Here is a 23,100-nt window from a genome sequence, read left to right on the forward strand (position 1 = left end):
CTTACCGCCTAACAGCTTGTCTATGTCCCCTCGGAGATCAGACGCTCCCGTGCAGCGGAAACCGCCGCCGCATAGACTGGCTGCAGCGGCTCTGCGAGCGCCCGCTCGAGTTGAGCTTCGACCTCCCAAAGAACCTTCTGCTCTGCCTGATGCTCAGTCGGGAGGCCGCTCCTGCCGTCTTCTCTGCTCAACCACTCGAAAAGGACTAGCGCCTGGTCATGGGTCAACGAGAGCATGACCCCGGATTCGGTCTTCATCAGAAGAGCCTCCCGTTGGTGAGGACGCTTTCGACCTGCTCCGCCCCGAGCCGCCAGCCGCTCACGTAATTTCCAGCGGGGTCGGCAATGACGTTCAGTCCGGTCTGCGGGTCGAGATAGTGGGTGACCGGATTGCCTCGGTACGTGCCCGTAATCGCGCGAACACCGGGCCTGTTGATGTGCTGGTTCAGAAGACCCCACCCAGAGTTCCAGTATTCGGTCCGAGGGATCGCGCTTCGGCCCTGCACGGTAACCGCCCGGGGATCGACGTCTGGCGGGGCTGACCGGCCGGGCTGATGCTCCTCCGTTCACGACGGAGGACGGCATGGCCGAGCAGGATCGGACGCGGTGGACGAAGCTCGTCGCAGACTTCGAGTCGAGCGACCTGACGCAGCGCGAGTTCGCGACGGAGCGCGGGATCTCGCTCAGTCACCTGCGGTACTGGATCTACCGGCTCCGCAAGGAATCGCGTCCGCTCGTGACGGAGGCGGCGAAGTCGTCTGATCAAGCCCCCGCGCAGGGGAGCGCCGAGAAGGGCTCGCGTCTGCTGCCGGTGCGCGTGGTAACGTCCGCGGCGAAGCCGCGGACCACGGTGATCGCGGCGGCCCCTGGCGACGATCTCCTCGAGCTGGCCCTCCCGTCCGGCGTCCGAGTCCGCTTCCCCGCGGGAACGGATCTCAGGTACCTCCGGGCCCTCGCCGCGGCCCTGTAGCCCGTGATCACCATCCCGCGGTCCGTCCGCATCTTCATCGGGAAGAACCCGATAGACATGCGGAAGTCCATCGACGGCCTGATGAGCGTCGTCCAGGAGGAGCTCCGGCAGGACGCCTACTCCGGGCACCTGTTCGTCTTCCTCTCGAGGCGGGCGGATCGGGTGAAGATCCTCGCCTGGGACAAGGGCGGGTTCGTCCTGCTCTACAAGCGGCTCGAGCGCGGGCAGTTCAAGCTGCCGCACATCGGGCAGGACACGATGGCTGTCGAGATCGACTCGACGCAGCTCGCAATGCTGCTCGACGGGATCGAGTTCGGCCGCGTCCGACGTCCCGCGCACTGGGAGCCGCCGTCCCAGGCGGATCGTCCGACCAGCCGTCCCATGGACAAGCCGATCTGATTGTGATCGAACATGGTTGATGGGGAGCGGCGACCACGACTGCGAGTGGCGCGAGCAGGCCGAGAGCCTCGCCATCCAGCTCGACGCCGCCCAGAAGACCATCGCGGCCCAGGCGCAGACGATCCAGGCTCAGAGCGAGTCGCTCTCGACGTTGAGCGAGCAGTTCGCCTCGGTGAAGGACACCGTCGAGAAGCTCCAGCGGCACGTCTTTGGAAAGCGGTCGGAGAAGATCACGCCGCTCGCGACGGCGATCCGCGACCCCGCGCGCGCTGAGGCCGACCGCATCGCGGCCCTGCAGACCCGTCGGGAGAACGCGGAGAAGAAGCGCCAGCTCGTCACCCGCAAGATCGAGCACAAGGTCCGCGAGGACCAGAAGGTCTGCCCGAAGTGCGGCGGGCACGAGTTCTCGAAGCTCGGCGACGGCGCGATGAGCGAGCTCTTCGAGCTCGTCCCCGCCATCGTCGAGCGGCAGCTCCACATCCAGGAGAAGCTGCGCTGCAAGTGCGGCGAGACAGTCATCACGGCGGACGGGCCGACGAAGGTCTTCGACAAGGCGCGCGTCGGCCCGACCTTCATGGCGCAGGTCGCCGTCTCCAAGTGCGCCGACGCCCTGCCGCTCCACCGCCAGGCCAAGGCGTACCGCCGAGTCGGCGTGCAGGTGAACGACTCGACGCTCGGCGACTACTTCCACAGGACCGCCGAGATCACGAAGCCCATCTCCGACCGGCTGCTCGATGTGATCGCGGAGAAGGAGATCGTCCTCGCCGACGAGACATCGCACCGCGTGCAGGCGAAGGGGAAGACGCGGCGCTCCTGGCTCTGGAGCTTCATCGCAAAGGACGAGGACGAGCGTGAGATGATCGCGTACGTCTTCTCGCCGAGCCGCTCGAGTGAGACGCCCGACCGCGTGCTCGAGGGCACCGCGGGTAAGCTCGTCGCCGACGCGTACAAGGGATACGACCGCGTCACCTTGCCGGGCCGGCGCGTCCGGGCCGGCTGTCTCGCGCACGTCCGGCGAAAGTTCTTCGATGGCCAGTCGGTCGCGCCTGACGCCGCGATACAGGCGATGGTCTTCATCCTCGAGGTTTACAGGATCGAGCGCGCCGCACTCGATGCCGATCTCCTCGGCACGCCCGAGCACCTCGAGATGCGCCAGACCGAGAGCCGCGCGGTGATGGAGAACTTCAAGGCGTGGCTCGACGCCGAGCGTCCGCGGCACCCGCCGAAAGGACCGATGGGCGAGGCGATCAGCTACGCGGTAGGCCAGTGGGACGCGCTGACGCTCTTCCTCACCGACCCGCACCTTCCCATCGACAACAACGCCTCCGAGCGCGCGCTTCGTGTCGCCGCGCTCGGCCGTAAGAATTTCCTCTTCGTGGGCACGAACGAGGCCGGCGAGAACCTCGCTGGGCTCTACTCGCTCATCGCAACGTGCGAGGCGAACGGCGTGAACCCGGTCGACTACCTCGCCGACGTGCTCATCCGCGTGCAGACCCATCCGGCCTCGCGGATCGACGAGCTGCTGCCGTACCGGTGGAAACCTGCCGCCCCTCAGTGATTGCCTCGCGGGCGGAGGCCATGTACGCCTGCGGGACATGGCCGCGACGAAGAAGAAGATCTACCAGCTCAAGGTCACGCTCCAGGACACGGCTCCCGCCGTCTGGCGGCGGCTCCTTGTCCCAGCCGAGATGACGCTCGCGAAGTTCCACGCCGTCCTTCAAGACGCGATGGGGTGGACCGATTCGCACCTCCACTGCTTCGAGACTTGGTCGGGTCGCTACGGGATGTTCGGGATCGAGGAGGACGCCGACGACCTCAAGGATGAGCGAAAGGTGAAGCTTGCGGCAGTCCTCCCGAGCAAAGGGGCGCGCCTGCTCTATCGGTACGACTACGGCGACGACTGGGAGCACCTCGTGGACCTCGAGGACGTTCTCGAACCCGATCCTCGCCACCACTACCCGCTCTGCGTTGATGGGAAGCGCGCATGCCCTCCCGAGGACTGCGGGGGCACGACTGGCTACGAGGAACTGTGTCGCGTACTCAAGTCGCCGAAGGACGAGGAGCACGACAGCATCGTCACCTGGCTCGGCGGGTACTTCGACCCGGCGGGCTTCGACGCGAACGCCGTGAATCGGGCCTTCCGCTTCGGTCGGCGATAGCCGTTCGCAGTCAACACGTCGGCCGCCGGGCGGTTACCCTGCACGTCGCGGTCGCTGGCTTCAGTGCAGAAGCGGGCGCAGACCGCCGGAGGCGTGATCGTCGCGGTCCGCGATTCGGCCGGATCGTTCGCCCGACGGAACTCTGGGTCGGGCGTTTCGGGATCCCTTTGGTCACGACCGGCTTCGGCGAGGAGTTACGAATTACGCGTACTCGACGTCGTCGGCAAGATCGTAATCCGTGCCTAGCTTCAGGCGTTTGTCTTGAGAGGCGGATCTGTCCATCCTTACGTCGTGACCCGTGCGAAAGAGCGTGCCGCCGCAGCTTGGGCATGTCTGTGAATCGCTGCTGGGCAATGATACGCGCGAATCGTCGCGTGCTTGTTCGCCCACGACTGACCGAAATACACCGTCAAGGATCCATCCAGACCAGCCGCACGGGTTCTCGCCCAGCGCGCACACGGCGAATGCGAGCCAACAGAAGTCCGGCACTTCTCCGGGGCCGGACTCAATGAGCGTTTCAAAGCGCTTCGGAAGCTTCATAATAGGTGCTCAGGGTACCACGGCATTCACAGGAATAGTGGGCCATAGGGCCGGAAACAGAGACGGCGCGAAACGTACGACACGGTATATCACATAGCCGGCCCCAATCGTAGCTGCCGCTGCCTCTGCTGCCCGTAGGGATTCAGCCCGTTTGAGATCGGGCGAGCCCGGCAGCAGGTTCCCGTATCGGTCCCATCTGTTGTTCGAAGATTCGTCATCCCAGTGTCCGTCTTGCTTTCCCTTGCCACGATCGACACCTGTCCCGTGAGATCGATCGTCCCATGTCACTTTGCGATCACCCTTTCCTTCCCAGTAGCCTTCCGGGTTCCATTTCGGTTTCTTGCCCACCGCCTCCTCTGGCGGACCTTCATCCGGCCATTTGCCGGGCGGCGATTTTCCGGGTTTCCTTGCCTCGAACGTGGTTGGAATCCTAGACGCTCCATTAGTGCTCGTCGCGCGGACTGACGATGTCCCTTGCTCCCGACTGGACGGTGCGGCCGCAGGCTCATATTCCACGGAGCCCTGCTCGCTCTGAAGCGCGATCTGCTGCGCGAACTTTGCGCGGCTTGCCGTGTCCCCTGGGAATTGAGCGTCGTAGCAGGCGGTCACCGTCAAACGTCCTGTGTTGTTATCCCGCTCGACGACTCGCCACACGCTCCCATCCTGGATTATCGAGACCGTCATCGAAGGGGCGCTCTCAATTGCTGCGAGGCCCGTCGGGTCTGACGAGTTGACTGGGTCGCCGGCGACGTATGCGTACCTGAGGCGGTCGACAATGTCAGACTGTATAAACAATCGCGCCTTGGTGTCATAAACACGAGTCTTCAGATAAATGAGCGATCCGCTTAACAATAAAGCATTGGTGTAACCCAGCTCTGAGCGCGTCGCCTCGGTCTCGTTCGTTACTGCATCGAGGGCACCATATGCGTCGTAGCGGTACGCCGCCCCCACAACTCCGCCGCTGAGGCTCGTCGCGATCACCGTCCCGAGGCGCGTCCGGTAGTAGTAGAGCGTCCGCGACGGCTTCACGCTCGCGATCCGCGTCCCCGCGAAGACGACGTGGGCGTCCAGCTCGACCGTTGACAGTTGCGGCGTGCAGCTCGCGCCGCACCCCGGCGCGCCGCGCGCGGTGACCGTTGCGTACTCGCCGACATAGAAAACGAAGCGCTCGCCGATCTGCCGGTACAGGAGCTCGCCGCCTGGAGCGTAGTACAGGTTCTCGCTCTCTCCGGCGCTCCGCGTCACGGACGTGAGGTGGCCGAGGAGATCGTACGCGTACGCCGTCGTCCCAGCGCTCGTCGGCGGCACGGTACCGGACGACGTCATGGCCACGGCCCGGTCCAGCAGCTCTCCGGAAGACGTCGACGCGTAACCGTACCGCTCCGTCCAGGAGTAGTCCGTCCGCGCGTTCCCGCTCGATGCATCGCGAGTTGTGGCGATGCCATCGAGATTGCCGATGCCGTTGAACACGAACGCCGCCGTCCAGTCCTGCGTCAGGTCGCCCACCGTGCTCGTCGGTGTCGCCATCGCGTTCTGCAGCCGGCCGCTCGAGAGATACGCGTTCTGGTACCTCGTCCCGGTCGCCGCGTCCGAGTAGCTCGCGAGCTTCGCGCCGCGGTACGTCGCGTCCACCGCGTCGGTGCGGTAAATGTCCTTCTGCGCTTCGAGTGACGTCCCGACGCAGCTCACGTCGTTCGAGAACCGTTTGCACTCGCGAACGAGCGCTCCGCTGTTCGCTCCGTACACGCGCGCGCTCACCACGCGGCCGTCGTCCGCCCTCATCACGGGCACGCGCCCGAGCGCATCGTACGCACCGTAAACGTTCGTACCCAGGACGGCCTCGTAGATCTTCGCCGACGTCCCAGCGATGTCCGTCCCCCCGCAGTCTGCGCGGTACGAGCCCGACAGCACCACTGGGCGCCCAGCGGAGTCGTACTCGACCTTGTAGCGGAAGATCCGGGAGGCGTCGAACGGGTTCACGACGCAGGAGTCGAGCACACGGCCGTCCGCCCCGTAGGTCGAGTTCACCGTGAAGCGCTTCGACTGGCCGAGCGGCCCGAACCACTGGTCTCGGCGGGACACGCGCCCCGCGTCGTCGTACGCGTACGCGACGAAGGTATTGCCGTCTCCGTCGAGCGTCCAGGAGAGCTTTCCGGACACGAACGTGTAGTCGGGCCCGTAGCCCGTGTCGTAGTGGTTCTGGGCGAGCACTCGCTCCGTCGTGACGCCTCCCGGATACGTGACCTCGCGGACCTCCGTCACGCGCCCGAGACCGCCCGCCCCGTACACGTAGGCGATTCCTTCCTTTGTGTTGGGGTCCTTCGTGACGAACGAGAGCCTGCCTGCCTCGTCATACGTATTCGTCTGCGCGACGGTCGGGAAGTTCGCGTCCCAGGTCTCGACGACCTGTCCCGCGAGGTTGTACTTGATCGTGCTCACCGGGATAGGCGTTCGGATGCTCCGCGATGCGCCTTCGCGCCACGAAGCGACTTCCCTCCCCATCACGTCCCGCTCGATCCATGTGAAGTTACCGTCGCCATCGATCGAGCCGAGTTGCTCACCCCCAGGACCGGCGAGCGTCACGCGAGGCGTCGAGCCTCCGATCGCGTTCACGTCCGGGGGGATCACCTCCGTCGCGACGTAGAGGCCGTAGGTACCGCCGGAGATCGTTCGGATCGTCGTCCGGGTCTCCGTCGCGAGTCGGAACCGCGACGTGTTCGACGAGTCGGAGACGCAATCCGCTGCCGGCCCGGGCACCTTCCCGGCCGTGATGACCTGGTACGAAGTGCACCAGGCCGCTCCGCGTCGGGTGTAGCCGAACGAGGCGAGTTGGTCGTCGTACGTCGTGATCGTCCCCCGCACCACGGGAACGGCCCCGTCCACGGTGTAATCCACGAAGGATTCGCCGTCCGCATAGAACGGTTCGAGCGACGCGCGCTCACGGCCGGCTCCGTCCAGCACTAGAGCCTTTGAGACCTTGACACCACGGACCGCCTGGTTCACCTGGGCTGCGGCATCCGCGGCTCCGCCAGGCGCGCCGCCGAGGCGCTCGCGAACCTGGATGACTCGGCCCAAGCCGTCGCGGTACACGGTCGACTTCATCACGTCGTCGGAATCGGTGAATCCCTCAGTCGTGGAGAACGCCTTTGCCACCGCAAACCGGTACGTCTCGACTGCGCGAGGCATCACCGAGTCGAGGTAGCGCGTCACCTCAACGACGGAGGAGGTGCCGCTGGCGCGGGGGACATAGGCCGCCGTCGAGGCGTCGGTACTCGTAGCGAACGGCTGCTTCGACACCGCGACGGTCCGACCGAACGCGTCGTAGAGGTAGTACCGAGCCAATCCCGCCGAGGTCGTGCCTCCGCTCAGGTCACGGGTGACGGACGGCCCGACCGCCGAGATCCGGAGACCCGTCGGCTCGTCGTACTCGTACGTCGTGCTGATCGTCTTCGCGGAATCTTCGGTGGTCTCCTGCTTTACGTACAGCCCATAAGTAGCGTCATACGCCGCGCGCTTCGTGGTGGCACCCGTCGTCGTCGTATCGAGCTGCTTCAAAGGGCCGGCGTACGTGTACGCTATCCGGTTCGTCCTCCCCCCCTTTTCGTCCGGCGACCACTCTTCGATAAGGCGACAGTCGGTGTCGAACGTCTTGATCGCGCGGGTGAGCTCCTTCGTGCCGCTCCACCGAGATGTCGTCAGCTCGGCGGGAACGTTGACGCAGCTGGTCGCTCCGACGAAAGACTGCGTCGTGACAAGCGCCGGACCCGGCGTTCCGTAAAGGCTGGGCGTCGACACCACCCTCAGGAAATTTCCAGCGTCATCGACGTCGGCGCAATCCACGGCGGTAGTGACCGTGGCCTGCGTCGTCCCGAAGAGGTTCGCCTTCGCTACACTTTTCGGGACCACACGCACCGGGTAGTCGGTCGCGGACGGCTCTCCCGCGGCGAGGCAGTCCAGGCCCCTTCCGTCGCCGAGCCACTTGAGACGGTACTGGAATGAGTCTCGAGAAAACCACGCCACGTCGGCAGCAGAAGGGGGAGCACCCGCGTCGGAGGACACCGCCGGTCTTCCGAGCGCACGGTTCGAGGCGATGCCAAGCTCGACGAGCGTCGGGCGGCCCACCAGTGCGTGTGACACCGACCAGGTGGTGTGGCGAACGATCCGCGTCGTCTCGTTCTGGGACCATGACTCGCGGAACCCGCGATCATCGAACTTGGCGGGATCGTACCAGGCCTTCTCTCCCGAGGGATTCGCGTACCAGTAGTAAGTGGTGCTCTTCTCGACGTTGGCCCCGCTGACGGTCAGCGCGGAGACGACTGGCTTCAGCCGCGCTCGCGGAACCGCCAACGTGGTGGACGGCACGTACTGGATCGAGAACTCCCCGCCGTCGGGGACGACGACCTTTTGGAGGAGCATCGGCCGGGCGATGGGAAGCTCGCCTGCGCTCGGATCCAGAAGTGTCACCTGGCCGCGCATGGCCGAGACGCTCGGCGGGTCGAACGTCCGCCACAGGAAGTCCGGGATGCCATCGCCGTTCATGTCCGTGAACTCGCCGGCGTAGTTGAGCATCGGGACCTCTGCTGAACAGCAATCGTATACCCCTGAGTTCGGCGAACACGATTGGGAGCTCTTCCAGTCGTATACCCCACCGAGCGTACCGTCCCAACGAGCCCACTGTTTTCCATCGGACGTGGGTCCCACGACGTCCACGAGCGCACCGAATGCGCGCCCAGTATTCCAGGCGATCTGGCTCGAGTTCAATCCCCCGGCATTAAAGAAGTCGGGGCGGCCATCGCCATTGAAGTCCAGAAGATCGGCGGAACCGTAGACCTGATCGTCTACCGTGGCCAGCGAGCAAATCGACGAGTTGGCGTCAAGCCGGATATTGGGAGAGTCGCCATACCCACTGAACTGGCTGTCGTTCACCCAATATTGCGTGGTCCCGAAGTCGTTCACGTGACCGACGTTCAGCCCGACGATCCACATTCCCGTTGTCGTCCGGTAATTGGCCGAGCCCAGCGAGTTCGTATGGAAGGTACCCGGGTTCCGCACCGCGTCGGCGAGACCATCGCCGTTGATGTCGACCGCCGGCGTGGTGTCAGAACGAGTCGAGTACGTGTTCTGCGCGTCCAGCTCGAGCGGACAGCCGGGCAAGAATCTTCTCGCGGCAAAAGGCACGAGTTCTCCCGTACCGTTAGCGTTGAGTCTGGTCAGAGCAAAGGAGCAGGCACAAAACGGATACGCGTCCGCGTAGCACGGCTCGGCACTCGGCCGACCGTAATCCATCACGCCGTCGCCGTTCATGTCCGCGATGACTCTACACTCGATGGTTCCGGCGCCGCGTATGAGGTCCTGGCTCAACGGCGGGCAATACGCTGTGACGTCGAGAACGATCGGGCTCGAGGAGTAGGTCACCGTCGTCCCGCCGACCTGTCCTCGATAGATGCTGTGCATGTTCGCAGACCCGTTCAGCCACGGGTACACGATGTCGGGGACGCCATCCCCGTCGAAATCACGAAGATAGCCCCACGCAGGCGTTGAAACCTCCGTGTAATTGCTTGCGAAAGCTACGGTCGCGCCTCCGATCGGCGTGACGTTGCGTAGCCATAAGATTCCCGTTTGCCCGTTGCTGAGTGTTCCCCAGCAGGCAAAATCGACGCGCCCATCGCCGTCCAGATCGACAAGGGACTCCGACGGCTTGAAGCATTTCGGGACCAGGGGCAGCGCTCCGGGTTGCGACGCTTCGACCCCGTAGGAGCTCGCGATCGCGTAAACGAAGCGCGTGGGCGGAAGCTCGCCGGTGAGGTCGACGCCCAGCTGCGTGATGCGCGAGACGCTCGTGACGTCTCCCGCGCCCGCCGGTGTATACCGGACGTCGTACCCTCGGATCGTCCGCTGCGCGGCTCCTACGCCTCCCAGCACGCGAACACGCGTGAGGCGCGATGTCCGCTCAGCCATGTACGTGTAGGACGACTCGAGGTTGACAGCGCCGCCCGCTGCAGCTCTTGGCGCAGAGGGTACCGACGTTCCGGCCTCGTCGAGTCCGGTCCCGAACTCGAGCCGGACGGTCGTGGCGAACGTCGATGGCGCATTCGGCAACACATTGTACTGAATCGACACAGGGTCTTCCTTGTCGACGTCGAACCCGAACGTGACCACGTTGCCGTCGAGGTCCGTCACGCGCGTCAGGTACGTCCGATTCCCGAACACTCGATCGAAGAAGTACGTCGACCCGCTCGCGTCCCGCGCGGAATACGTCGCGCCCGACGACAGGGCTGTCACCTCGAAGAAGACGTCTTCTACCTCGGGGCGGAAAACCGTCTGCACATTGAATGGAACGAGGAGCTTCCGGTTCTTTCCCGACACGAGCCAGGTCGTGCTCCGGCCCGGGACGGCTCGCGTGTCGCGCTCGATGTAGACCGACGTGAGCGTCCACCCGTGACCGTACCCCACGTCGCGGTTGTCCGCGCTGGAGTACACGAGCGCGAGCTCGGGTTGGTAACGACCTCGCGCCTTCGGCAGCTCGAAGTCATACGCGTAAGAGAGGTCGCCGGTGCTCTCGACGACGGTCGGGCCAGCGTTGGCGACGGAGACCATCAGGACCAGGGCAGCCGCAGTCGAAGTCATCTCGCCACCTCCACGATTGCGCAGACGCGCTCTTCCAGCGCAGCGGCGCACACCCGCGCACGCCCATTCTTCCTGGCCTGAAATAGTCCCTGCCCGGCCGACGCGAGCACGCGAGGAGCGGTGGACGACCACGCAACGCGCTCGCCTGCGTTGCCGCCTTCGAGCCGGAACAGGCGCACGTCCCCAGGTCGCATGCGCGCATCGGCAGGATTCAGCTCCAACCGGACTGCCTTCTGAACCTCGATCTCAGCCTGTGCCTCGGCGTCGCCGTATCTGGCCAGGACCGTTACCGGACCGGCAACACCCGTCGCATACGCGACGCCATCGCGAACGACGAGGCGCTCGGGCGAACTGGTGATCCACGTGGCGGCGCTCGCGGGTAGACGTTTTCCGGAGGACACGTCCGTGAGCTGAAGTTCGAGTGTGCCTCCGCGCTCGATCCTGGCTCGCCCGGGCGATAGGTCGATGGCTTGTGCTGGAAGTACTTCCACGTCGAGCGTGGACTTCCCGCTCACAGCTTCGATGCGCGTTCGACCTTCACGGAGCGCGATCACGGACCCGTCATCCTGGACAACGACCACTGACGAGTCTCCCACTCGTATCGTGTCCGGCGATGGTCTGCTGGGCAGCGTTGCCGGGAGACGAACGGGGACGTTGAGGGTGGTGATCAGAAGCGACTGTTTCGTGAACACGACGTGGGGTCTATCCGCCCAGGCCTCGCCAACCCGGGGAGCGCTCAACTCCCGTGCGCGCTCCGCTTCTTCGTCGCGGGGAGAACGGCCACAGGCCGCAAAGACGATGACCATCGCAATTGCGAGGCGACGAGACGGCGCCGCAACGAACATGTGTGCTCCTGCGGGGACGAGGTTGGCCGAGGACTCACTTATCGGGCGCAATTGATTGAACCTGGGTCTCCGCGGCTACTGGCATGACGCGATACAGGGCTGTCCCGCCACGCACACCAGCTTCTTGATCACGCGCCCATACTTGTCGTAGCAGAAGTACGTGCCCGCGACGCAAGCGCCGCCGCTCGCGTCCGAGGTTGCGGCGGTGTGACTCACGCCCGAAGTCGGGTCACATGAGTCCCACGTGCACGGGTTTCCGTCGTCGAGCGTCACCTGCGTGTGGCGGACGGTTCCGTTGGCGGGATCACAGGTGTCCGTCGTGCACGCGTTCCCGTCATCCACAACGGGTGGTGCGCCGGCAACGCACGATCCAGCGGCGTTGCACGTCTCGAACCCGTTGCAGGCATCGTCGTCCGAGCAGGACGTGCCGGGAGTCACAGCGATCCCTGACGTGCAGCATTTCGACGTGACGGCCACGCCGGTGGCGCAGCACCCGTTTGTCAGCGCTGAGTGCGTTACGATCCCTGTGGAAGTGTTGCAGGAATCCGCGGTGCAGGGGTTGCCGTCGTCGACGGTTTTCAGCGTGCCGACGCACACGGCCGATGCGTTGCAGACATCGCTCAGCGTGCACGCATTGTTGTCGCTGCAACTCGACCCCGTCGCGGCGACATGCGTAACGGCGCCGGTCGCGGTATTGCATCCGTCCGTCGTGCACGCGTTTCCATCGTCCACCACCTTCGCTGTACCGACGCACTGCCCCGACGCGTTGCACAAGTCGTTCAGCGTACAGGCATTTGCGTCATTGCACGCCTGCCCCGTCAGCGCTGCGTGCGTTACGACCCCGGTGGAGGTGTTGCAGGAATCCGCGGTGCAGGGGTTGCTGTCGTCGACGGTTTTCAGCGTGCCGACGCACGCGGCCGACGCGTTGCAGACATCGTTAAGCGTGCAGGCGTTGTTGTCGCTGCAGCTCGACCCCGTCGCGGCGATGTGCGAAACGACGCCCGTCGCAGGATCGCAGCGGTCATTCGTGCACGCATTCCCATCGTCCACCGCCTTCGCAGTTCCGACGCACTGCCCTGACGCGTTGCACGCGTCGCTCAGCGTACAGGCATTCGCGTCACTGCATGCCAAGCCCGTGGCTGCAACGTGACTGACGCTTCCCGTCGCCGGGTCGCATGTGTCATTCGTACATGGATTTCCGTCGTCGATTGGCTTTGGAGTCCCGACGCACTGCGCGGAAGCGTTGCAGGAGTCATTGAGGGTGCAGCCATTATTGTCGCTACAGGCCAGACCGGTAGCAGGTGGGTGAGTGACGCCGCCGGTCGCCGGATCGCATGTGTCGGTCGTGCATGAGTTTCCGTCGTCGATATTCTTGACCGGATGCGTGCATTGCCCATTCGTCCACAGATCATCCGTGCACGCATTGCTGTCTGCGTAGCATGCGCACGTACACGAGCCCCACAGATTGGAGTTCCAGATCGGGTCGGCGCCACAGGTCTGGTTAGCGTAGACGCAGCTCGTCAGCGTGCAACTGCGGGTTGCGCCAAGCGTGCACGACGTCCTGCATACACAGTCTTCCCAATAACCGTCGAGACACGTCTGCTGCGCGGAGTCACACCCTGGTATTGCGCAGGACCTCGTGGAACCGTTCGGACAGATTGCGTCGACAAGGTATGCCAACTGTACGGCAATCAGGGATGCAATCATGTCATCCTCGCGCTCGGTGCGCCCCGATGCGGCCGATCCACGATTAGTGGTGACACTCCTTGTACGTGTCGCGTGTTCTGGAGTCAAGCGAGCGCAGGAAGCGATTTCGCCGACGGTGATGTTTATTGCGTGACGCCGGTTCGGACCCGAAGTGCTAGGGCCGGTCGACGACTCAGGAATCGCTTGTCTTGATGCGAGCGGCACCAGACCGACCGCGCCCTGAAGCGCCGGCAAGTGCTGCCGCTGGCGCCGACGGCGAAGGGCGAACCGCCGGCTATTGGCACCGGCCGACCGCGCCGCGAACGACCCCCGCCCGGGAGTAGCGCCCCCCACCCGCCTCCGAAACGACGATGCTCCGGACGGCCGAGCGTCGGCGCCCGGGGTCTGGAAGATGCCTGACGAGCGATCGGTGCACGACGTGTGGGCGGTGGGAGCGGCGTACGAGGCGTACGTCGGCCGCTGGAGCCGGCTCGTCGCGCGCGAGTTCGTCGGCTGGCTCCGCGTACCGCCTCGCCGGCGCTGGCTCGACGTCGGGTGCGGCGCGGGCGCTCTCGTCGAGGCGATCACCGAAGGTGCCGAGCCGAGCGCGGTGCTGGGGATCGATCGCTCGACGGGGTTCGCCGCGCACGCACGCCGGTCCGTGAAGGACGCGAGGGCCGCGTTCGGAGTCGGGGACGCGCAGGCGCTGCCCGTCGCATCCGCCCGGTTCGACGCCGTCGTCTCCGGGCTCGTCCTGAACTTCGTGCCGGACGCGTCGCGCATGGTCGCTGAGATGGCGCGCGCAGGACGGCCGGGGAGCACCATCGCGCTGTACGTGTGGGACTACGCCGCCGGGATGGAGCTCATGCGCCGGTTCTGGGACGCGGCGAAGGAACGGCATCCCGAGGCGGCCCGCCTCGACGAGGGCGATCGCTTTCCCATCTGCGCGCCCGCGCCGCTCCGGGCGCTGCTCGACGCGGCGGGACTCTCGGGCGTCGCCTCGCGCGCCATCGACGTCCCCATGCACTTTCGCGACTTCGACGACGTGTGGTCCCCGTTCCTCGGCGGGCAGGGCCCGGCGCCGGCGTACGTCATGTCGCTCCCGGAGGACGACCGCGCCGCGCTGCGCGAGGGGTTCCGCCGGATGCTGCCGGTCGAGGCGGATGGATCCATCCTTCTCACCGCTCGCGCATGGGCCGTGCGCGGGTCAAAGGCGGGCAGGAGCGCGCGTTGATTCGCGACCATCGGGGCGCCACGAACTGCCCCGCGTCCCGCTGCTTCCTCGTGCGCGAGGCGACCGCCGCGGTGCCGCAGTCGCCCCGCTGCCAGGCGCGCCGCCCGCGGGGTGACGCTCGCGCGGCCGCGGCAGCGCCGCCCCTCGGAGGAGGCGGCGCTGCGCGCGTCCGCTCTCAGCGGATCAGCCGGTCACGCGGCGGCGGCGCCGCAGGAGCGGCAGCGCCAGGCCGAGGAGCGCGGCGGGCGCGGCGGCCGCGCCGCTCGAGCCGCAGCCACCGGAGCTCTTCTTCACCGTGTCCGTCGTCGGGGGCGGAGGAGCGGGCGGCTGCGGCACGGAGGCCGTGAGCGCCGCGGCGCGCTCCGCCGTGTAGCCCATCGCCGCCCAGTGCGGCTCGTACTGCGGCGCGCCGGTCTCGTCGTAGACCTCGATGAGCTGCTTGCCGAAGAAGAACGCCGACTGAGGAGAGTGGCACTCGGCACAGCCGGCCGAGCCCCACGGTCCGGGCTTCAGCGTGGGGCTCAGCGGATCGCGCTTCGGCACCACGTTGTGGTTCACGGCGAAGTCGTGGCTCTCCGCCACCGGGCTCTCGAAGGACTGGGCCTCGCCGCTCGCGTCGAGGAACCAGACGTGCGGCGCCTTCACGAGCACCGCCTTCGCGGTGACGATCGGCGTCGTGCCGTCCACGTCCGTGGCGCTCGCGATCGCCTGGAGGAACGCCTTGATCTCCGCGCGGGTGTTGAGCTCCGGCTTGCCGTCCCCGTCGTCGTCGGCGAGCGCGAGCCCCCCGACGTACGGGTTCGGCGGCGCGCCGGGCGCCGGCGTCGCCACGGTGCCGGTGAGCGCCTTGCGCACGAGCCGCAGCGGGATCGGGCGGATGCGCGCGTCGAGCCCGTCGCCCGACAGCCAGTCGCCGAACCACGCCGTGAGGAGCGGCTTCACGGTGACGAGCTTCTGCGCCGCCATCGACGGCCCCTTCCACGGCCGGAGCGAGGGGTACCAGCGCGTGAGGTACTCCGTGTGTGGCTTCCCGGTGGCCGGGTCGACCTCGGCCGCCGCCGCGACGAGCTCGGGCAGGTCGCGCGACGGGTCCAGCGGATCGCTGCCGAGGAGCTTCTTGCCGCCGCCGAAGGTGGCGCTCGAGAGCACCGGCGTCTGGACGCCGGTCGAGACCATGTCGAGGAACACCTCGGGGATCTCGGTCACGTCCGCCGAGCTCGCGGCATCCTGCAGATAGCGGATGTGGCAGGCCTGGCAGGCGAGCTTCTCCAGGTGGATCGCGGGCAGGTCCCCGTGGGCCACGGTCGGATCCGGCGCGGACATGCCGGCCGGCGCGCGGCCCTCGAGGTGGCAGCCGGCGCAATCGACCATGCCGCCGTCGAGGTCGTCGCGGACGGAGCCGATGACGATGTCGCCCTTGGCGATCTGGTGGTCCGGGCCGGCGGGGTGGCAGTCCACGCAGCCCAGCCCCGCCGCCTTGTGGACGTCGGTGTCGGCGGTCCACGAGCGGCCGGACTTCTTCCGGTCCGGCGTGGCGTGGCAGAGCCGGCAGTTCTCGTCGCGCACCTTGCGCTCGAGGAAGGTGCCGACGTTGTCGAGCGTGAGCGCCGTGGTGCCGTCCGGCTTCACGCCGCCCGCGGCGTAGTCGATCGTCACGGTCTGCGCCTTCGGCTGCGGCGGCGCGGGCGTGACGAACGTGACCTGCGCGAAGCCGAGCCCGGCCGTGCTCGCCGCGGCGAACGCCGCGACCGGCTGGCCGCTCGCGTCGGTCAGCGCGGCGCCGGCGCCGAGGGTGCCGGTGCGGTTCTTCCAGCTGTAGCCGGGCAGATGGCACAGCAGGCAGTCCGCCTCGGCGACGCCCGTCTTGTTCCAGGCCGCGGCGCCCTTCGCGCCGGTGGCCGGGTTCACGAACCCGTAGTCACCGTCGAGCTGCGGATCCGCGGGAGGGCTGGCGGAGCGGCTGTGGCCGAACACGCTCCCGTCCCAGTAGCGCTGACCTTCGCGGTCGTAGGCGAGCGCCGCGCCGCCCGGATGACAGGCGCCGCACTGCATCGCGAAGAAGAAGGAGGTCTTGTCCATCTCGGTCGAGCTGCGATTCGTCTTTCGAGCCAACTGGCTCGAGTCGGCCGACGGGGGTCACCACTTGCCGTACATGCCGTCCGAGAGCTTCCACCAGGCGCCCGTGCCGATCCCGTAGGTCTGGCCCGCGCCGATGTCGCCCGCGAACGTGTCGGAGACCTGGAGGTCGCCGGCGGCGTTCGTGCGGCCTTGCTGGAAGTGGTAGCCCTGCGTGATCGCCCCGAAGTCGTGGCAGCCGCCGCAGCTCTTCTCGGAGCTGTACGGCCGCGCGCTCGTCGCGACCGGCGTGCCGGCCGCGTCCTTGAGCGTGATGGGGAACGGGTGCGCCGCGTACCCGAGCCCGGGGAGCGCGAGCGCCGCCAGCAGGCCGAGCGCGCGGCTCGCCTTGTGAAGCGTGAGTTCCATGATGAGGACTGCTCCTTTCGATTCGCGCCGCGTTCCGGCGCGCCGGCGGGGCGTTCCGCAAGAGACGCGCCATCGAGGCGCGCTCCCGCGGCATACGGCCGCACGGCCAAGTACCGGGCGCGTATCGGGTTTCCGACCGATGCGGCGACCGCGAGCGGTCTGTTAGTCTCGCCCCGTTCACCCGCCGTTTCCGGTGAACGTTCCCGCAACGCCCCCGGATCCGATGACCTCGACGCCGCCCCTCCCGTTCCTCGGCCTCGGCAGCCTGGAGATGCTCCGCGCGCTCGCCGACGCGCTCCCGGACGCGCTGTTCACGACCGACGAGGAGGGCCTCGTCACCTACTGGAACGCCGCCGCCGAGCGGATCACGGGCTACTCGTCCGACGAGGCCGTCGGCCGCCGCTGCTCCATCCTCGCCGGGGACGCCGTGCGGGGCTGCATGTGCGGCGTCGGGCCGCTGCTCTGTGGGATCGAGGCCCGCGGCAAGAGCACGAAGTGCTGCACCATCCGCACGAAGGACGGCCGAGACCGGCTCATCGTGAAGAACGCGGTCGCGCTCCACGACCAGGCGGGCCGGACCGCGGGCGCGCTCGAGAGCTTCACGGACGTGACGGAGCTCGAGGCGGCCGGCCCGGCGCCTCGCGAGGGCGCGTGCGCGGTCCCGCCCCCCGGCGACCGGGCGGGCCGCGCGGACGCGGAGGGCGACGACCGGCACGGGCTCCTCGGCGACCACCCGCTCATGCGCGAGCTGCGCCGCACGATCTCGCTCGTCGCGCGCTCCGAGGCGACGGTGATGATCCTCGGCGAGAGCGGCGTGGGGAAGGAGCGCGTGGCTGAGGCGATCCACCGCCAGAGCCGGCGCGCCGCGGGCCCGCTCGTGAGGGTCGCCTGCTCCGCGCTCAACGAGAGCCTCCTCGAGAGCGAGCTGTTCGGGCACGTGAAGGGCGCCTTCACCGGGGCCGTGCGCGACCGGCGCGGGCGGTTCCAGGAGGCGAGCGGCGGCACGCTCCTGCTCGACGAGATCGGGGACGTGTCCCCCGCCGTCCAGGTGAAGCTCCTGCGCGTCATCGAGCAGCGCGTGGTGGAGCGGGTCGGCGACTCGCAGCCCATCCCCGTGGACGTGCGGCTCGTCTGCGCGACGCACCGCGACCTGAAGCAGCTGGTCGCGGACGGGCGCTTCCGGGCCGATCTGTACTTCCGCCTCGCGGTGTTCCCGCTCCGCGTCCCGGCGCTCCGCGAGCACCCGGAGGACGTGGGCCCGATCGCGGAGCGGTTCCTCGCGCGCCTCGGCGTGCCGCCACCCACGGCCGGTGCGCTGAGGCTCCTCCATGCCTACGCGTGGCCCGGGAACGTGCGGGAGCTCCAGAACGTCCTGGAGTTCGCCGCGCTGCAGGCCGGCGGCCTCGCGATCGCGCCCGAGCACCTGCCGCGCGACGTCTGCGCCGGGTCGTTCCCGGCCCGCACGCCGGCCGCGACCGATCGGGACGTGATCCTGGGGGCGCTCGCGCGCACCGGCGGAAACCGCGCGCGCGCCGCCGACGCGCTGGGCATCTCCCGGGTCACCCTCTGGAAGCGCATGAAGCGGCTCGGCGTCGTGGCGCCGGACCCGGCCGGCCCCGCCGAGCAGGAGCCGGAGCCGGCCTGACCGCGACCGCCCGCCGTCTCCGGGCTCAGCGCGCCGAGCGCCGGTTCTTGTCCACGATCGCCCAGATGAGGATGAGGAAGGCGACGAGCCGGAGCAGGTAGGTGAGGTGCCGGGTCTCGTCGCTCGGGTTCACCACCCCGAGGGCGGCCCAGTTCAGGGCGAGCACGAAGAACGCCGCCGCGAACCCGGCGAACAGCCGATCGCGGCTCTCGCGCCAGAAGCGCAGGAAGAACAGGCCCGCGACGGCGCAGCCAGCGGCGAGGGCGCCCCAGACGAACTGCATCATTCGGACTCCCACACGAGCCCGAACACGAGCAGGGCGATGCCCACCACCGCCGGCACGGTGCGGACGACCCAGAGGTCCGTGCGCGGGGTGAGGACGAGGTCCACGTAGAGCAGCACGTTGTTGAGCGCGAGCCCCACGAAGCAGAGCGCGCTCCAGAGCATGAGCCGCACCCGCGTCGCGGCGTAGCTCCGCACGAGGAGCGCCGCGCAGACCACGCTCGTGAGCGCGCACAGGAGATAGACCGCCTCAGCCATCTCGCTTCTTCGCCCCCGTCACCCGGAACGCCTCCGCGAACGTGCGCAGCGCGGAGCGCCGGATCCGGCTCATCGCGTTCGCGCTCATGAGGTCGATGACCGCCACCCGGCGCTCCTCGTAGGCGCGCGCCAGCCGGTCGACGACGTCGGCGGTGTCCGCGTCCGCGGGCGCGTAGCGGTGGCTCCGCTCGCTCCCTCTCGTCACCGTGAGGAGCCGCCGTCCCGCGAGCTCGTCGAGCGAGCTCGCCGCCGCCGCGAGCGAGATCTGGAGGGCCTCCGCCACCTGGGCCGCGGTCCACGGCGCCGCCTGCTCGCGATGGAGCAGCAGCAGGATCTCGAGCTGCTCGTAGGAGTCCACGCTCGCGAGCATGAAGGCCTGGATGTCGGGGGCGAGCTCGTCGGACAAAACGGCCGGCAGACTACGCACCCATCCCTATGACGTCAAACGATACCGCGTCGGCCGGCCGGGCGTGCGGCGCTCCGGCCGCGCGGCGATTGTCGAACGGCCGCCTCGTCACGTGTGGGGCGGGACCTCGGCGGGGCGGCCTCTCGGGAACTCGCATGAGGCCGTGCTAAGAAGCCGCACCCTCGATGCCCTGGGAGGCCCCCATGGACGTCAGCCGCCGCGCCCGCTTCATCGAGCACAACGGAAAGCGCATCTACCTCATCGACGCCGAGGGGCTCGGCGCGGACGGCGTCGTCGCGCTCGCCGCGCAGGTCGCGCGGGACGTCCGCTCCCAGCCGCTCGGCTCCGTCCTCACCATCACGAACGCGAAGAACGTCGTCGCGGACATGAAGCTCATCGAGGCGCTCCGCTCGCTGACCGAGGGGAACCGGCCGCACGTGAAGGCGGCGGCGGTGACCGGCCTGTCCGGCATGCACCGCATGGTGTTCAACACCTTGAAGGTCCTCGCGAGGCGCGACTTCCACGTCTTCGAGACCGTGGACCAGGCGAAGGAGTTCCTCTCGAAGGTGGAGTGAACGCGAGCGCTCAGGTGCGCGGTCTCGCCGGCTTGCCGGGAGGAGCTGGCTTCGTGGGCGCGGCCTCCTTCGGCGCGGCCGGAGCGGCGGGCGGAGCGGTCTCCGGCGCAGGAACGCCAGGAGGCGTGGCGAGCTCCCCGAACGGCCGGAGCTGCTCCTTCACCTGGGCCGGGTCGCCCACCACCACGAGCGTCATGCGAGCGGGATCGAGCCAGGTCTGGGCCATGCGCCGCACGTCGTCGGGCGTGACGGCGCGGACGTTCCTCACGTAGTCCTCGAGCCACCTCTCGCCGAGGCCGTGCAGCTCCACGAAGCGCAGGCGCGCGATGAGGCCGTCGCGATCGGAGGTCTGCAGCACGAAGGTGCCGGCGAGGTACGCCTGCACCGCGCGCAGCTCCTCCTCCCGCGGCGGCTCGGCGCGGAGCCGCTCCACCTCGCGGAGGACCTCGCCGATCGCGGCGCCGGTGACCGCCGTGGTGACGTCGGCCACCTCCGCCCAGTAGCCGGTGCCGGCGCGCACCGAGACGGCGCTCGCGGGGGAGTAGGTGTAGCCCTTCGCCTCGCGGATGTTGGCGGTGATCCGCGAGGAGAAGTAGCCGCCGAGGAGCGTGTTCGCGACCGCGAGCTTCAGGTAGTCCGGGTGGCGCGGCTCGAGGACCGGCAGCCCGAGGTAGAGCGACGACTGGACCGCGCCCGCGCGGTCGACGAGCTCCACGGCGCGGCGCGAGCTGGGTTGCGGCGGCGCGAGCTCGCGCGGCCCGCCGGGCGGGAGCGAGGCCAGCGCCGCGCGGATGCGCGCCTCGGTCGCGGCGCGGTCGAAGCGCCCGGCCACGTAGAGGTGCGCTCGCCGCGCCCGGTAGCTCGCGGCGTGGAACGCCCGCGCCTCGTCCACGGTGTAGCCGCGGACGATCTCGGGGGTGGGGAGGAGCTTGCCGTAGGGGTGGTCCGGGTACAGCGTCGCGAGGAAGCGCTCCTGGGCGAGCACCTGCGGCTGGGTGCGCGCGATGGCGACGGAGCGCAGCGTGTCCTGCCGCACGCGCTCCACCTCGCGCTGCGGGAAGGCGGGGTTCGCCGCCACGTCGGCGACGAGCGCCACGAGCTCGGGCGCGAACTCCGAGAGCACCGTGCCCGTGACGATCGTCTCGTCCGGCGTCACGTTCGTCTCGATCGCCCCGCCCCAGCGCGCGGCGGCGCCGGCGATCTCGGCGGCGCTGCGGGTGGTCGTGCCCTCGGTGAGGAGGGCCGCGAGGAAGCTCGAGAGCCCGGTCTTGCCGGGCGGATCGTCGCCGGTGCCGGCGCGGAACACGAGCGCGACGGTGGCCTTGGGCAGCACGCCCATCTCGACGAGCGTGACCGCGAGGCCGTTGTCGAGGGTGAAGCCGTGCGTGCGCGGGAGGCGGAAGTCGGGCGGCGGACGCGGCGGCGGGGGCGCCTCGCGCGGAGCGGCCGCGGGCGCGGCGGGAGCCTGGGCGACGGCGAGCGCGAGGGCGGCGGCGAGGAAGGTCATGGCGCTCTCCTCTGCTCCTTCGGATCCTTCTGCTCCTTCGGCTTCACGAGGAACACGGTCCGGTTCGTCGGGCGGAGCCACTCGCGCGCCGTCTGGAGCACGAGCGCCGGCGTCACCGCCTCGAGGTCTTCCTCGATCCGGTTCACGCGGGCGGGGTCGTCGTGGAAGAGCGCCTGCGCGGCGAGGAGGTCCACGAGGCCGAACCCCGCGAACTGCTCCATCTCCGAGTACAGCGTGGAGCGCGCCTTCACCTTGGCACGCGCGAGGGTCTCCGGGTCCACGGGCTTCTCGAGGTACGGCGCGAGCGCCTCGTCGACCGCGCGCAACAGCTCGTCCGCGCTCCGGTCCGTGTCGTGGAAGAGGTAGGCGATCTCGAGCATGGGCCCGTCGTAGTTCCAGGAATTCCCGAGCAGGTTCACGCCGCCCGACACGTCGCCGGTGAGCCCCTTCTCCTGCACGAGCTTCTGGTAGAGCGCCGAGTCGCGCCCCTGGAGGATCATCTGATCGAGGAGCACGAACGCCGCGTGCTCGGGCGTGCTCCGCGGCGGCGCGTGCCAGGCGACCGCGAGCGCCGGCCGCTCGGCGAGCGGATCCAGCTTCTCCGCGCGCCGCTCCCGCTCCTGGCGCGGCTCGGAGAGGTCCGGCCGCGGGGGCTGCGGGACGGGACGGATGTCGGCGAAGTGGCGCTTCACCCAGCCGAGCGCCTCCTTCGGGTCGAAGTCGCCGGCGAGCGCCACGACCGCGTCGTTGGGCGCGTAGTAGGTCTCGAAGAACTTCTGGACGTCCGGGAGCGTGGCCGCCTGGATGTCGGCGAGGTCGCCGTAGAAGTTGTGGGCGTTGTACCAGTTGTCGTTCGCGACCTGCGGCAGGTCGAGCCAGGGGAACCCGCCGTACGGGCGGTTCAGGACGTTCACCTTCACCTCGTTCGAGACCACGCCCTTCTGGTTGTCGAGGTTCTCCTGCGTGACGGCGAGGCCGCGCATGCGGTCCGCCTCCGCCCAGAGGACGGTCTCGAGCACGTTCGAGGGGACGACCTCGTAGTAGTTCGTGAAGTCGAAGCGGGTGGAGCCGTTGAGCGTCCCGCCGTTCGACTGCACGAGCTTGATGAACTCCATCTTCCCGAGGTTCCGCGAGCCCTGGAACATCATGTGCTCGAAGAGGTGGGCGAAGCCGGTGCGGTCCCTGGGCTCCACGCGGAAGCCGATGCCGTAGTAGACGCCCACCGCGACCTTGGGGACGCTGCGGTCCGGCGAGAGCACGACGCGCAGGCCGTTGTCGAGCTTGTGGTACTCGATCGGCACGGCGAGGCGCGCGGCGTGCGGGCGCGCGGTGCCGCGCGACGACGCGCAGCCCAGGGCCGCCGCGAGCGCGAGGACGAGCAGGACGGGCTTCATCGACACCCCCTTCGCGGAGGCGCTCGCCTCCGGAGACCGGACCCATACAGGAGGTCATCGCCCGCGAGAACGGCCCGCTCGGGCGCCAGC

The 23,100-nt window shown here is 68.3% G+C and carries 19 protein-coding genes; 8 read left to right on the plus strand and 11 right to left on the minus strand.

What is annotated here, in order from left to right; translation table 11 throughout:
- Nucleotides 1-20: 20 nt before the first annotated feature.
- Entirely contained in the window at nt 21-257 is a 237-nt protein-coding gene (locus tag MNY60_RS06210; RefSeq protein WP_242338713.1) for a hypothetical protein, read from the minus strand.
- Nucleotides 257-505 (minus strand): colicin D domain-containing protein, encoded by a 249-nt coding sequence (locus tag MNY60_RS24450; RefSeq protein WP_374109396.1) that lies wholly within the window; start codon nt 503-505, stop codon nt 257-259. Before MNY60_RS24450 ends, MNY60_RS06210 begins: the two co-directional genes overlap by 1 nt.
- 77 nt (nt 506-582) lie before the next feature.
- Between MNY60_RS24450 and MNY60_RS06215 the strand changes: the two genes are divergently transcribed.
- The 4 genes from MNY60_RS06215 to MNY60_RS06230 are packed head-to-tail and all read left to right on the plus strand — an operon-like array spanning nt 583 to nt 3,527.
- A complete protein-coding gene (locus tag MNY60_RS06215) occupies nt 583-969 on the plus strand; it encodes an IS66 family insertion sequence element accessory protein TnpB (RefSeq protein ID WP_242338715.1) in 387 nt (128 codons plus the stop codon).
- 3 nt (nt 970-972) lie between these two features.
- Complete coding sequence (gene tnpB / locus MNY60_RS06220; protein ID WP_242338716.1) at nt 973-1,368, plus strand: IS66 family insertion sequence element accessory protein TnpB; 396 nt, start codon at nt 973-975, stop codon at nt 1,366-1,368.
- A gap of 19 nt (nt 1,369-1,387) precedes the next feature.
- Nucleotides 1,388-2,926 carry an IS66 family transposase gene (locus MNY60_RS06225; RefSeq protein ID WP_242338718.1) on the plus strand — a complete coding sequence of 513 codons (1,539 nt, stop codon included), beginning with the start codon at nt 1,388-1,390 and terminating at the stop codon, nt 2,924-2,926.
- A gap of 37 nt (nt 2,927-2,963) precedes the next feature.
- Nucleotides 2,964-3,527 (plus strand): plasmid pRiA4b ORF-3 family protein, encoded by a 564-nt coding sequence (locus MNY60_RS06230; protein WP_242338719.1) that lies wholly within the window; start codon nt 2,964-2,966, stop codon nt 3,525-3,527.
- A gap of 549 nt (nt 3,528-4,076) precedes the next feature.
- Here MNY60_RS06230 and MNY60_RS06235 read toward each other — a convergent pair.
- Complete coding sequence (locus MNY60_RS06235; RefSeq protein WP_242355225.1) at nt 4,077-10,694, minus strand: RHS repeat-associated core domain-containing protein; 6,618 nt, start codon at nt 10,692-10,694, stop codon at nt 4,077-4,079.
- Entirely contained in the window at nt 10,691-11,248 is a 558-nt protein-coding gene (locus tag MNY60_RS06240; RefSeq protein WP_242355227.1) for a hypothetical protein, read from the minus strand. The genes MNY60_RS06235 and MNY60_RS06240 overlap by 4 nt, the downstream gene beginning before the upstream one ends.
- Nucleotides 11,249-11,849: 601 nt before the next feature.
- On the opposite strand from MNY60_RS06240, the gene MNY60_RS06245 reads away from it, so the two are divergent.
- Nucleotides 11,850-12,689: a hypothetical protein gene (locus MNY60_RS06245; protein WP_242355228.1), complete on the plus strand. Its 840-nt coding sequence runs from the start codon at nt 11,850-11,852 to the stop codon at nt 12,687-12,689.
- A 948-nt stretch (nt 12,690-13,637) separates the two neighbouring features.
- Nucleotides 13,638-14,459 carry a class I SAM-dependent methyltransferase gene (locus MNY60_RS06250; protein WP_242355230.1) on the plus strand — a complete coding sequence of 274 codons (822 nt, stop codon included), beginning with the start codon at nt 13,638-13,640 and terminating at the stop codon, nt 14,457-14,459.
- 183 nt (nt 14,460-14,642) lie between these two features.
- On the opposite strand, the gene MNY60_RS06255 is transcribed toward MNY60_RS06250, so the two are convergent.
- Together MNY60_RS06255 and MNY60_RS06260 are read right to left on the minus strand one after the other, a co-directional pair.
- The gene (locus MNY60_RS06255) at nt 14,643-16,538 is read right to left on the minus strand and encodes a multiheme c-type cytochrome (protein ID WP_242339912.1); all 1,896 of its coding nucleotides are present in this window, start codon (nt 16,536-16,538) and stop codon (nt 14,643-14,645) included.
- 57 nt (nt 16,539-16,595) lie between these two features.
- The gene (locus MNY60_RS06260) at nt 16,596-16,943 is read right to left on the minus strand and encodes a hypothetical protein (protein ID WP_242339911.1); all 348 of its coding nucleotides are present in this window, start codon (nt 16,941-16,943) and stop codon (nt 16,596-16,598) included.
- Between the two features lie 223 nt (nt 16,944-17,166).
- Between MNY60_RS06260 and MNY60_RS06265 the strand changes: the two genes are divergently transcribed.
- Nucleotides 17,167-18,588 carry a sigma-54-dependent Fis family transcriptional regulator gene (locus MNY60_RS06265; protein ID WP_242339910.1) on the plus strand — a complete coding sequence of 474 codons (1,422 nt, stop codon included), beginning with the start codon at nt 17,167-17,169 and terminating at the stop codon, nt 18,586-18,588.
- 25 nt (nt 18,589-18,613) lie between these two features.
- On the opposite strand, the gene MNY60_RS06270 is transcribed toward MNY60_RS06265, so the two are convergent.
- The 3 genes from MNY60_RS06270 to MNY60_RS06280 are packed head-to-tail and all read right to left on the minus strand — an operon-like array spanning nt 18,614 to nt 19,555.
- The gene (locus MNY60_RS06270) at nt 18,614-18,874 is read right to left on the minus strand and encodes a DUF5985 family protein (RefSeq protein ID WP_242339909.1); all 261 of its coding nucleotides are present in this window, start codon (nt 18,872-18,874) and stop codon (nt 18,614-18,616) included.
- Nucleotides 18,871-19,128, minus strand: a complete 258-nt coding sequence (locus MNY60_RS06275) for a DUF5985 family protein (RefSeq protein WP_242339908.1) — start codon at nt 19,126-19,128, stop codon at nt 18,871-18,873. The genes MNY60_RS06270 and MNY60_RS06275 overlap by 4 nt, the downstream gene beginning before the upstream one ends.
- Nucleotides 19,121-19,555, minus strand: a complete 435-nt coding sequence (locus tag MNY60_RS06280) for a hypothetical protein (RefSeq protein WP_242339907.1) — start codon at nt 19,553-19,555, stop codon at nt 19,121-19,123. The genes MNY60_RS06275 and MNY60_RS06280 overlap by 8 nt, the downstream gene beginning before the upstream one ends.
- 182 nt (nt 19,556-19,737) lie before the next feature.
- On the opposite strand from MNY60_RS06280, the gene MNY60_RS06285 reads away from it, so the two are divergent.
- A complete protein-coding gene (locus MNY60_RS06285; RefSeq protein WP_242339906.1) occupies nt 19,738-20,109 on the plus strand; it encodes a hypothetical protein in 372 nt (123 codons plus the stop codon).
- Between the two features lie 10 nt (nt 20,110-20,119).
- Here the strand turns inward: MNY60_RS06285 and MNY60_RS06290 are convergent, their stop codons facing one another.
- On the minus strand, nt 20,120-21,616 hold the full coding sequence (locus MNY60_RS06290) for a pitrilysin family protein (protein ID WP_242339905.1): 1,497 nt from the start codon (nt 21,614-21,616) through the stop codon (nt 20,120-20,122).
- The gene (locus tag MNY60_RS06295; RefSeq protein ID WP_242339904.1) at nt 21,613-23,010 is read right to left on the minus strand and encodes a pitrilysin family protein; all 1,398 of its coding nucleotides are present in this window, start codon (nt 23,008-23,010) and stop codon (nt 21,613-21,615) included. Before MNY60_RS06295 ends, MNY60_RS06290 begins: the two co-directional genes overlap by 4 nt.
- Between the last annotated feature and the right edge of the window lie 90 nt (nt 23,011-23,100).

It is taken from the genome of Anaeromyxobacter sp. SG17, assembly GCF_022690695.1.
GTDB lineage: Bacteria > Myxococcota > Myxococcia > Myxococcales > Anaeromyxobacteraceae > Anaeromyxobacter > Anaeromyxobacter soli.